Annotated in this window: 10 protein-coding genes; 2 read left to right on the forward strand and 8 right to left on the reverse strand. The window is 48.2% G+C overall.

The window, feature by feature from the left end:
• Positions 1 to 153: 153 nt before the first annotated feature.
• The 5 genes from CHH53_RS00695 to rsgA all read right to left on the reverse strand — a co-directional run bounded on the left by CHH53_RS00695 (position 154) and on the right by rsgA (position 5140).
• Positions 154 to 1017: a class II fructose-bisphosphate aldolase gene (locus tag CHH53_RS00695; RefSeq protein ID WP_095214198.1), complete on the reverse strand. Its 864-nt coding sequence runs from the start codon at positions 1015 to 1017 to the stop codon at positions 154 to 156.
• A gap of 123 nt (positions 1018 to 1140) precedes the next feature.
• Positions 1141 to 1518, reverse strand: coding sequence for a response regulator (locus CHH53_RS00700; protein WP_158221438.1), 378 nt, complete (start codon positions 1516 to 1518; stop codon positions 1141 to 1143).
• A gap of 143 nt (positions 1519 to 1661) precedes the next feature.
• A complete protein-coding gene (locus CHH53_RS00705) occupies positions 1662 to 3269 on the reverse strand; it encodes a CTP synthase (protein ID WP_095214200.1) in 1608 nt (535 codons plus the stop codon).
• A gap of 180 nt (positions 3270 to 3449) precedes the next feature.
• Complete coding sequence (gene rpoE / locus CHH53_RS00710) at positions 3450 to 3971, reverse strand: DNA-directed RNA polymerase subunit delta (RefSeq protein WP_095214201.1); 522 nt, start codon at positions 3969 to 3971, stop codon at positions 3450 to 3452.
• 110 nt (positions 3972 to 4081) lie between these two features.
• On the reverse strand, positions 4082 to 5140 hold the full coding sequence (gene rsgA / locus CHH53_RS00715; RefSeq protein WP_095214202.1) for a ribosome small subunit-dependent GTPase A: 1059 nt from the start codon (positions 5138 to 5140) through the stop codon (positions 4082 to 4084).
• Positions 5141 to 5410: 270 nt separating this feature from the next.
• Here rsgA and CHH53_RS00720 point away from each other — a divergent pair, with 270 nt between their 5' ends.
• A complete protein-coding gene (locus CHH53_RS00720) occupies positions 5411 to 6598 on the forward strand; it encodes a phospholipase D-like domain-containing protein (protein WP_095214203.1) in 1188 nt (395 codons plus the stop codon).
• Positions 6599 to 6635: 37 nt separating this feature from the next.
• Here CHH53_RS00720 and argS read toward each other — a convergent pair whose 3' ends face one another.
• The 3 genes from argS to speE are packed head-to-tail and all read right to left on the reverse strand — an operon-like array spanning position 6636 to position 9628.
• Complete coding sequence (gene argS, locus CHH53_RS00725; RefSeq protein ID WP_095214204.1) at positions 6636 to 8306, reverse strand: arginine--tRNA ligase; 1671 nt, start codon at positions 8304 to 8306, stop codon at positions 6636 to 6638.
• Positions 8303 to 8743: a YwiB family protein gene (locus CHH53_RS00730; protein ID WP_095214205.1), complete on the reverse strand. Its 441-nt coding sequence runs from the start codon at positions 8741 to 8743 to the stop codon at positions 8303 to 8305. The genes argS and CHH53_RS00730 overlap by 4 nt, the downstream gene beginning before the upstream one ends.
• Positions 8744 to 8800: 57 nt before the next feature.
• Complete coding sequence (speE, locus tag CHH53_RS00735) at positions 8801 to 9628, reverse strand: polyamine aminopropyltransferase (protein WP_095214206.1); 828 nt, start codon at positions 9626 to 9628, stop codon at positions 8801 to 8803.
• A gap of 183 nt (positions 9629 to 9811) precedes the next feature.
• On the opposite strand from speE, the gene CHH53_RS00740 reads away from it, so the two are divergent.
• Positions 9812 to 11845, forward strand: a complete 2034-nt coding sequence (locus tag CHH53_RS00740) for a transglycosylase domain-containing protein (protein ID WP_095214207.1) — start codon at positions 9812 to 9814, stop codon at positions 11843 to 11845.
• The last annotated feature ends 15 nt before the right edge of the window (positions 11846 to 11860 follow it).

An 11860-nucleotide genomic window follows, 5' to 3' on the forward strand; every position in this document is an offset into this window, starting at 1 on the left:
AAACTGCGCCGCAAGCGATGAATCCCTGCGTGAGGTAAAGTGCCTCTCTCCCGGCTTTCTCGCTTGCTTCTTCGTTTCTAACCGGCTTTTTCCGCTTTTCGTTCTTATAAAAAAAGAAAACTGCCCCGAGGGGCAGTTTGTTATGTTTTTTGCTTACGCTTTGCCTGAGGAGCCGAATTCGCGCATTTTGCCGATTACTGTTTCTTTGATTGCTTCGCGAGCTGGTCCTAGGTATTTACGTGGGTCGTATTCGTTTGGTTTTTCTGCCAATACTTCACGAACGCGTTTAGCAGAAGAAATTTGGTTTTCAGTGTTCACGTTGATTTTAGAAGTACCAAGCGTGATTGCTTTTTGGATATCTTTTGTCGGGATACCTGTACCGCCGTGCAATACCAATGGAAGGTCAGTTGTTTTGAAGATTTCTTCCATGCGATCGAAACCAAGGTTTGGTTCGCCTTTGTAAGGACCGTGAACAGAACCAAGTGCTGGTGCGAAGCAGTCAACGCCAGTTTCTTCCACAAGCTGCTTGCATTCGGAAGGAATTGCGTAAGCTGCATCTGCATCTTCTACGACAAGATCGTCTTCTTGTCCGCCGATGCGTCCAAGTTCTGCTTCGACAGATACGCCGTGCAAGTGTGCAAGCTCAACTACTTTTTTCGTAAGCGCGATGTTTTCTTCCAATGGATGGTGGGAACCATCGATCATCACGGAAGTGAAGCCGGCATGGATCGCTTTCGCACATGTTTCGAAGCTGGAACCATGGTCAAGGTGAATAGCTACAGGTACAGTGATGTTATAGTCTTCCAAAAGACCTTTCACCATCAATACAACTGTTTTGAAGCCACCCATATATTTCGCTGCCCCTTCGGATACACCAAGGATGACAGGAGAGCTTTCTTCCTGAGCTGCTTGCAGGATCGCTTGTGTGAATTCAAGGTTATTGATGTTGAACTGTCCTACAGCATAGTGATTTTCTTTAGCTACATCTAGCATTTCTTTCATTGATACTAAAGGCATAACAAAAATCCTCCTTCAAATTTGCACGACGGTCGGCAACTATGTAAGTGAAGTCGTGTATTTTATCGCTTCCATACATAAGAATACCAACTCGCCCGTCATGGTGCAACATTTCCCGCTCTTTTATACCTGATTCGACCCTTCTTTCAATACTTGATTCACCATTTTTCGAACATTGAGTATATCGAAAGGCTTGGCAAGCACATCAATCAGGAAGTCATAATCCTGTCGGAATGCTCCTGCTTCCTCCGCCAATCCGCTCATCATGATTGTCGGGATGGAAAGTCCCTGGTCTTTGAGCTCATCCAATACTGCAGGCCCATCCAGTACCGGCAGCTTATAATCAATCAGTAAAAGATCCGGCTGTTGTTTTTTTATTTGGTCAAGTGCTTTTGCTCCCGTGCAGACGGAAATCACTTCATGTCCTTCTTCCCGGATGACTTCCTCCAGCAAAATCCGAATACCTGGCTGGTCATCCACGATCAACACGCGCTTACTCATCCGCATATCCCCCTAGAAAACGAAGCAAGCTGCTGCTTGCTTCGACATAATGTTCACTGCTCTGACTCAGTTACACCTTTTTCTAGTAAAAAGCACCAAATTCCTGCTTCTCCACTCAAATTAATTATATATAAGCATACCGATCAGTTTTCTTTATGCTGTAAAGACGCACCGATGAAGCCATGGAATAACGCGTGCGGACGGTTCGGGCGGCTCTTGAACTCCGGATGATACTGGGAAGCGACAAACCAAGGATGATCCTTGATCTCGACCGTTTCGATCAAGCGTCCATCCGGGCTTGTACCAGAGAAGACAAAGCCTTGTTCTTCCATCTGTACACGGTATTGATTGTTAAACTCGAAACGATGGCGATGACGTTCATAGATGACATCCTCATTGCCATACGCCTCTTTTGTTTTCGTACCATCTTGCAAGCGGCAAGGATATACGCCTAAACGCAAGGTACCGCCTAAATCGGAGATATCTTTTTGCTCAGGAAGCAAATCGATGACCGGATGAGGTGTCAATGGATCGATTTCACTTGAATGTGCACCTTCAAGATGAAGGACATTCCGAGCAAATTCGACAGTTGCCAGCTGCATACCCAGGCAAATACCAAGGAATGGGATCTTTCTGGTGCGAGCATAGTGTATCGCTTCGATCTTACCTTGGATACCGCGGTCGCCGAATCCGCCCGGCACAAGGATGCCATCCGCATCTCCAAGTAATTCTTCCGCATTATCGGCTGTTACATCCTCGGAATTGATCCATTTCACATCAATATCGGTATCATAAGGATATCCTGCGTGTTTCAAGGATTCCACAACGGAAATGTACGCATCCTGAAGCTCGACATATTTCCCTACCAATGCAATGCGGACAGTCTTTTTGAGGTTCGTCACATGCGCAGCCATTGCAGACCATTCCGTCATATCAGCCGGCGGGCATTCCAAACCGAAATGATCGCAAACAAATTGATCCAGGTTTTGGCTCTGCAAGGCAAGCGGTACATCGTAAAGTGTATCGGCATCGATACATTCCACAACTGCATTGATATCCAAGTCACAAGAAGATGCAATCTTCTCCTTCATATCCTTGCTGATGGATCTTTCAGAACGCAAAACAATGGCATCCGGCTGAATACCGAGGGAGCGAAGTTCTTTGACGCTATGCTGTGTCGGTTTTGTTTTCAATTCACCAGCGGCCTTGATAAAAGGTACAAGTGTACAATGCAGATACATCACATTGTCACGGCCGATATCGGATTTGATTTGACGAATGGCTTCCAAGAACGGCAAAGATTCGATATCTCCTACCGTCCCCCCGATTTCCGTGATGACAACATCAGCGTTTGTCTGTTTGCCGGCACGGAAGACTTTGTCTTTGATTTCATTCGTGATATGCGGGATGACTTGGACAGTACCTCCAAGATAATCACCGCGGCGTTCCTTTTTCAACACAGTGGAATAAATCTTACCTGTTGTCACATTGGAGTATTTATTCAAATCGATGTCGATGAAACGTTCATAATGGCCAAGGTCCAAATCTGTTTCCGCACCATCTTCGGTGACGAAGACTTCCCCGTGCTGATATGGACTCATCGTGCCCGGATCCACATTGATGTATGGATCGAATTTTTGGATTGTCACCTGTAATCCCCGATTTTTCAGTAAACGGCCAAGTGATGCCGCTGTGATGCCTTTACCCAGAGAAGATACTACTCCTCCTGTAACAAAGATATACTTTGTCAACGTAATCCCTCATTTCTAGCATTTATTTATAGAATACCCATGTCCTTAAAAAAGTTTGAGAAAAAATAAAAAGCGCTCCCTTTGTTAAGGGAACGCGTCTTTGGACAATTAAAGAGCCCACATAAAATATTACTGATTCTCTTCTGCAAAGTCAATAACATTTCAGCGAATAATATTCGCTCAGCGGTCTTCGTCCTCATCATCTTCGTCGCCAGTCAGATGCATATCTTCTCCGATGATTTCGCGGGTATCATCGTCAGTATCATCACTTTGGTAATCACCTTCCGCGATATCCTCTTCCAAATCATCTTCATCGCCGTAATCTTCGTCGAAGCCTTCCTCATCGAGAGTGAAGTCTTCCTCGAGATCATCCAGATCTTCATCTTCCTCTGCTACACGTTTCTTCCTTTTCTTCGTAGGTTCGACTGTAACGTCTTCGTCGAATTGATCTACTGCATACCAGCTCTTCAGTCCCCAAAGATTGGAACCTGCTGTCATGAAACGGCCGTCTACGTTCAGGTCCGTGTAGAATTGCAGCAGATATTCTTCACGCTGATCATCGCTCAATTGTTTGATTTCAGCTATTTTATCGAATAATTCTCTATAATCGGTTGCTTTGTTTTCATCCTCTAGGATCAAATTCGTCAATTCCACGAGGGAAAAGTCAGCAAGCTCTTCTTGGCTGTATTCTTTCAAACCCACTGTCACAGCACTCCCTTTATCAAATAAGTTGGTTATGTTCACGTCTACCGTTTTAGAACCATACCTTACATTATATTGCCAGGCCTATCAAAATGCAATATTTCTTCGGATCAGCGGCGTTTTTTGACTTGTTTGACGTGTTTGGACAGCTGCTTGAACTGTTTTCCCTGCTCCAGCTGTGCCTTGGCTGATGTTTTCCTGTCAAAATACCGGAGCTCACGCTGCAGCTTGAAATAGCTTTGCAGCCGCTCCGCTTCCAGCCCGCCGCTGTCCATCGCTTCCTGCACGCGGCAGCCAGGCTCCTTTTGGTGTGTGCAATCCCGGAAGCGGCATCCATTTGCCAATTCTTCGATATCAGCAAAAGCCGCTGACATACCAGCGTGCTGCTGATTCCACAGCTGCAGCTCGCGCATGCCTGGTGTATCGATAATCATCCCGCCGCCAGGAATCCGGATAAGCTCCCGGTGCGTCGTCGTATGCCGACCTTTGCCGTCATCCTCCCGAATGTCCCCGGCAAGCTGCACTTCCTTCCCATACAGCATATTCACAAGCGTGGATTTCCCAGCTCCCGAGGAACCGAGGAAAGCCGCTGTGACACCAGCCGCAAGCTGATTGCCGATTGCATCGACGCCCCTTCCGTCAATGGCACTTGTGACGTAGACGTCCACACCAGGGGCAATCGCCTCCACTTCGAGCAATCTCCCCTCCACGTCACTGCACAGGTCTCCCTTGCTCAAAATGATGACAGGTAATGCCCCGCTATCGTAAGCTGCCAGCAAATAGCGTTCCAGTCTGCGGAGATTATATTCTTGGTTCAATGCCATCACCAGATAAATATAATCTATATTCGCCGCAACGATTTGCTCCTTGGTCACAGCACCTGCCTCATTCCGTGAGAATTTACTCTTTCTCGGCAATAAAGCACGAATCGTCGCTTTCCCTTCTTCGTGCCGGGCATCGATCAGCACCCAATCCCCGACAGCTGGAAACTCCCCTTTTTGCCGAAACTTTCCTGACAGCGTCGCCAGCAGCTCTCCCCGGTCATCCAGCACTCGATACATATGTTTATGTTCCGATACAACTCGCGCAGGCGTCCATTTCTTATCATAGACCTGCCTCGCTGCTTCCAATCGATCATTCCACCCTAATAGATTCCATGCTTCGTTCATGTTTTCCTCCTAGTGATGCCATTTTTGGCCATAATAAAAAGGACTGTCTGCACAGCCCTTCCACCAGGATGGAAAAATCCCGCTAACCCAGACGCGCAGAAGGGATGTGCATGGTGACGGACAGCTGTTCATTCATCGCGATTGTCAACATAGTCATCATCCCTTTCCGCGAATCCGGCATTTGCCGTTCGCTCTTGATTTGTTTTTATGATACATGACATTGGCTATTTTTGTAAAGCCTATTATTAATCCAGGAAAGGAGATCAGGATATGTATGTCTTCTTCCTCCTGCTGGCCCTCCTGTTCCTCCTCGTCGTGCTGATAGGAGTGGACTTGGCGCTCGGCAGGAAACAAAGCAAAAGAAGGGCCGTCAATCGTCTGATCGGCCATAAACATGCGTTTGCTTCCATATTCGATGATGGGGTCACCTTCTATGAAGCTCTGATCCGTGATATAAAAGCTGCACAGCATTCCGTCGATATCCAATTCTTTCTCGTAAAATGGGATGAACCGACCCAGCAGCTGGTTGAACTCTTGAAGCAGCGGGCACAGGAAGGAATCAAAATCCGTTTCCTGCTGGACCGGATCGGCGGCTATCGTCTGCCCCGAAAAGAACGGCAGCTCCTGCGCGATTCCGGTGTCATGCTCCGATTCGCCAATATACCCAGTTTCCCATATTTCCTCTATAACCTGAATCTGCGCAATCACCGCAAAGTGACGATCATCGATCAAAAAAGCGCATATATCGGAGGATTCAATATCGGGAAAGAATATTTAAGCAAAGAGCCCCGTTTTGGCTTCTGGCGCGATTGTGTCGTAAAACTTGAAGGAGAGGCTGTCTACACATTCGTACAGGTATTCGCATCCGACTGGGGAGACCCGTTTCATATATTGCCGAAACAAGCACCCGCATTCGATGGCGCGCAGATAGAGGCTGTCGTAACGGAAGCAGATGGCTACGAAGACTGGCTGCTGCATCAAATCCACCATGCGAGGAAATACCTTTATATCGGGACACCCTATTGTGTACCGACCCGCCGTGTGGAGGCTGCACTCAAGCGCGCTTCGGAAAGGGGCGTGGATGTCAGGCTGATGGTGCCGACCAAAGTCGATCATTATGTCGTCAATCAAGTGTCCTTTCATTTCGCCAGACGTTTGATCCAGCATGGGATACGCATCAATTTGTATCAGAACGGCTTTTACCATGCCAAAATCGTGCTGAGCGATGACTCCTGGTGTGCTGTCGGCTCTGCCAACCTTGATGGCCGGAGTTTGCTGATAAACAAGGAGCTTACCATAACCATCAGACAGAATGACCTATTTTACGCCCAGCTGCTCGCACTGTGGAAGAAAGATGAACAATCAAGCATCGCAGCCTCTGTGCACGATATGCAAAAACGCCCTTGGATCGCCAAGGCTACTGGCATCCTTTTCAGGCCGCTTCGGAATTACCTTTGAAAAACGCCCGCCGGCATTGCTGCCAGCGGGCGTTTTTTTACATTTTTTCTGGTGCTTCCACACTGATGAGACGCAGTGCATTTTTAATGGTGATACGTACTGCTTTCATCAACGCGATCCGCGCTTTCGTCAAGTCCTCATTATCCGGATTCAGCACTTTTTCAGCGTTATAGAAGCTGTGAAGTGCAGAAGCCAGGTCAAAGGCATACTGGGTGATACGATGCGGTGTGCGTTTTGCAGCTGCATCTGCCACCACCTGCGGGAATTCCCCAAGGCGCTTCAAGAGATCCAATTCCTTCTCCGCCGTCAGGAGGCCGGCATCGAATGCTCCCTCTGTCTGGAATCCTTTTTCAGCAGCTTGTGCAAGCATCGTGCTGATGCGGGCATATGCATACTGCACATAAAATACAGGATTTTCGTTGGATTGGGATTTGGCCAAGTCCATGTCGAAATCAAGATGGGAGTCGCTGGAGCGCATGACAAAGAAGTAACGCATGGCATCGATGCCTACCTCTTCCATCAATTCACGCAGGGTGACTGCTTTTCCTGTACGCTTACTCATCTTCACTTTCTCGCCGTTTTCGAACAGATTGACCATTTGGATGATGGTCACTTCCAGTGTATCGGCATCATAGCCAAGCGCTTGGATAGCTGCACGCATCCGCGGGATATAGCCATGATGATCGGCACCCCAGACATTGATCAGCTTGGTGAATCCGCGGTCAAGTTTCGTTTTATGATAGGCAATATCCGGAGTAAGATAGGTGTAGCTGCCGTCCTTTTTGATCAAGACACGGTCTTTATCATCACCGAAATCAGTCGAACGGAACCAAACCGCCCCATCTTTCTCATAGACATAGTCGTTGTCACGAAGTGTCTGCAAGGCCGTATCGATCTTTCCATCTTGGTAAAGGGACGTTTCCGAATACCATACATCGAATGGAACGCGGAAATCAGCAAGGTCCTTCTCCAGCTTTTTCAGTTCATAAGTCAAGCCATACTGACGGAAGAAAGCAAGTCGTTCTTCTTCCGGCTTCGCCGCATAGCTATCACCATATTCTTCGGCAAGCTGTTTTCCGATACCGATGATGTCCTTGCCATGATAACCGTCCTCCGGCATTTCAGCATCCTGGCCAAGTGCTTGCAGATAGCGCGCCTGCACACTGCGGGCAAGATTGTCGATCTGATTGCCAGCATCATTGATATAATATTCGCGTGCAACGTCATAACCTGCCGCATCGAGAATATTGCAAAGGGAATCCCCTACGGCCGCTCCGCGGGCATGTCCAAGGTGCAAGTCGCCTGTAGGGTTCGCCGAAACAAATTCCACTTGGACTTTCTCCCCTTTGCCTGCATCCGTGCGGCCAAAGTTATCGCCCGCTTCCAAAATAGTCGACACAAGCTCACCTAGATAGTCATTCCGCATAAAGAAGTTAATGAATCCTGGTCCTGCAATTTCAATCTTTTCCACAGGTGCTTGATCGTAATCGAAGTTATCCTGCAAATCCTCGGCAATGGCTCGAGGTGCTTTCTTCGCAACGCGGGCAAGCTGCATCGCGATATTGGTAGCGTAGTCGCCATGCGCCTTATCCTTCGGCTGCTCTAAAATGATGGCAGGAATTGTTTCTTTATCAGCCAAGCCCGCCTTCAAAACCGCATCCTGGATTGCCGTTTTCAATTTTTGTTCTGTTTGTTGTACGATATTCATCCGTTACTCTCCTCCTGCACACGCAACGTCAGTGCATGCTTCCTGGACTGCACCTGATTGAGCGTCACTGTATAGCTTAACGTAAGTTCTGCCGGACTGTCAGCCATCAGCGGCGAGAACGTCATCGCGTGCGTGCTTGTTTCCATATGCATTGTACCATAAGGATGGCGGTATACATTCTCTGTCGGCTGATTCTTTACGAAAACTTGCTTCATATCAAAGCCGCCTGAACGTTTGATGCTCACTTTATCCGATGAAATCGTGATCATCGTCTTCGTATCCCCGACCTCTTGTGATTCCTCCGTAAAACTGACGACCGTCAATCCGCCTTTTTCGGAATAGGTACCCGCTGCCCGCAACGTCGTGTGTTCGGTTTCGTCTTCCTCCGTTATTGCCGTATTCATTTCGATCCATACCGGTATCTTCGTCCGATGCATTGCAGCTTCCTCCCTTTCAGCAAGAAAAACGCTCCCTCCGGAAGCGTCTCTCTGGTTTTATTTCAATAGATCCTGTACGAATTTCGGCAGGACAAAAGCAGCCTGATGCAATTCAGGTGTGTAATACTTCGTCTCGATAGGCTGGAGATGCTCTGTATCCACTTTTTTCGGATGATGGACTTTACTTCCCATCGTGAACGTCCACAAACCGCTCGGATAAGTAGGGATATTCGCCGTGTACAGCTCCGTCACCGGGAAGATTTCCTTCACGTCCTTATATACCTGGGAAATCAAATCCGCTTTGAACCATGGGTTATCTGTCTGTGCAACGAACAAACCATCTTCTTTCAGCGCTTTTGCAATCCCCGCATAGAAGCCTTTTGTGAATAGATTCACTGCTGGTCCCACTGGTTCTGTCGAATCGACCATAATGACATCATAGGCATTCTCACTCTCGGCAATATGCATGAAACCGTCACCGACACGGACATCCGCACGCGGATCATCCATCTTGCCAGCGATGGAAGGCAAGAACTTTTTCGAATACTCGATGACCTTGCCATCGATATCGACAAGTGTCGCTTTCTTCACTTTGTCATGCTTGAGCACTTCGCGGATGACACCGCCGTCTCCTCCGCCCACGATCAGTACGTTTTCCGGGTTGGGATGCGTAAACAGCGGAACATGCGCCACCATCTCGTGATAGACGAACTCATCGCGTTCCGTAGTCATGACCATCCCGTCCAAAGTCAGCATATTCCCCCATTCTTCCGTTTCCAGCATGTCCAGTTTCTGAAAATCAGTCTGTTCGCTATGCAGGGAACGCTTCACTTTTGCCGTGATGCCAAAGCTGTCTGTCTGTTTTTCTGTATACCATAGTTCCATTGGATGTCATTACTCCTTATGTGTAGAATCCTATATCATCTCGCAACTAGTGTTGGTCATTTTTATAGCTTTAAACAATCAAATTATAGAGAAAATCCGAAAAAAAGCAACCCTTTATGACGTTTATTATCCTACTGTAAGCCGATACTGTATTTGACACCATGAAGGAAGCGGGCGATAGATTTGATTCGGATTCCGACAGCACGCTGGCAGAAGTGGCTCCGGCCGAAAAGACTGGCGGCATTTTTCCTTGGAGGGACATTGACTGCCATTGGCGGTCTGCTCCTCATCTGCTATCTGATGGGGCCGCCGCCGATGACAAATAAATGGAGCACGACATTCTATGCAAATGATGATACGATTCTCGGCGAACAGTACGGCAACACACCGAAGCGCTGGGTATCCTTGGAGGAAGTCTCTCCCCATTTGATTCATGCAACCATCCTGGCAGAAGACAAGAACTTCTACAAGCATCATGGCTTCGCCTGGAAACGAATATTCGCGGCTGCTTTGCAGGATATCAGGGCAGGGGCCAAGGTGGAAGGGGGCAGCACCATCACCCAGCAATACGCCAAGAATCTCTATTTGACCAATGATAAGACGTGGACACGAAAATTCAAGGAAGCCATATACAGTATCCGGCTGGAGATGTTCTATTCGAAGGAGGAGATATTGGAAGGCTACCTGAATACGATTTATTACGGCCATGGGATGTATGGCATCCAGGCTGCCAGTGATTATTATATGGATAAGGATCCCGGCAGCCTGACAGCAGCTGAGGCGGCCCTGCTTGCAGGCATTCCGAAAGGTCCCTCCTATTACTCTCCTTTTCAGAATAAAGAACTCGCTGATGAACGGCAGGAATATATTTACGGATTGATGCAGGAAGAAGGCTACATCACGGAGCCCGATACTCTTCCTGCTGTGTCGCTCTCGACAGAACAGGAACGGGATACCATTAGGCGTGCCGGTTATTTCCAGGATTATATCACGGCTGAATTAGCCGATGTGCTTGGAATGGAGGAGGATGAAGCTGTATCTGCCGGATACCATGTCCATACAACGATGGATCCTGAACAGCAGCTGCAGCTGGAAATGCAAATAGCCGATACCATTCCGGCAGATACGGAGCTTGAGGCTGGTGCAATTGCCATGAATCCGCATTCAGGAGCCATCACGGCCATGGTCGGCGGAACCAATTATAAAACCAGCACCTATAACCGTGCCACTACTTCCAAGCGGATGCCTGGCTCTGCATTCAAACCTTTTGTCTATTACACAGCTTTGAAAAATGGTTTTACACCAATGACACAATTAAAAAGTGAAGAGACGACCTTCAAGCTTCCAAACGGAGGAGAATATGCGCCAGGCAATTATCATGGCTATTATGCCAATGATGATATCACGATGGCAGAAGCAATCGCGATGTCGGATAACATCTACGCAGTGAAGACGAACTTGATCGTCGGCGCAGAAAAGGTTGCAGCAGATGCCAGGAAGCTTGGCATCACAAGTGATTTGCAGGCAGTCCCCTCTCTCGCCCTTGGGACTTCACCTGTATCGGTCGAAGAGATGGGAGTTGCCTACAGCCGGATCGCCAATGGCGGCAAACCGATAGAGGGTTATACAATCGAGAAAATCGTCGACCGTAACGGAAAGATAATCTATTCCCATCAGCAGCCGAAGATGAAAAGCAGCTTGGATAAGAAGAGGCTTTTTGTGCTCACGGACTTGATGACAGGCATGTTCGATGATTCACTCAGCAGCTATATGCGTGTCACAGGCGCAGGCATCAAGGATCAGCTGAGCAGGCCTTATGCCGGAAAATCCGGAACGACGGCCACCGATAGCTGGATGGTCGGATTCAGTCCTGACTTGGTCACAGCAGTCTGGACAGGTTATGACGACAACCGCCCGATGGAGAAAGTGAAGGAATTGGGCTACAGCAAGGAAATTTGGGCCGGCTTCATGGAAGCTGCCCATGAGGGTGTACCGATCAAAGCGTTCCGCCCGCCAGCTGGTGTGCGCGGCGTGTTCGTTGATCCCGATTCGGGGCTTCTTGCCACTTCCTACTGCGAAAAACGCCGGTTCACCTATTTTGTAAGAGGTACAGAACCAAAGCTGTACTGCCATCCCGATTTGGATGAAAATCCGCTGACACCAAAGCAGGAAGCGCCTCCGACCAGGCGAAAGCGCTGGTTCGATTGGCTGTTCTGACACAAAGAAGCCGCT

It is taken from the genome of Terribacillus sp. 7520-G (assembly GCF_002271665.1).
Lineage (GTDB): Bacteria > Bacillota > Bacilli > Bacillales > Amphibacillaceae > Terribacillus.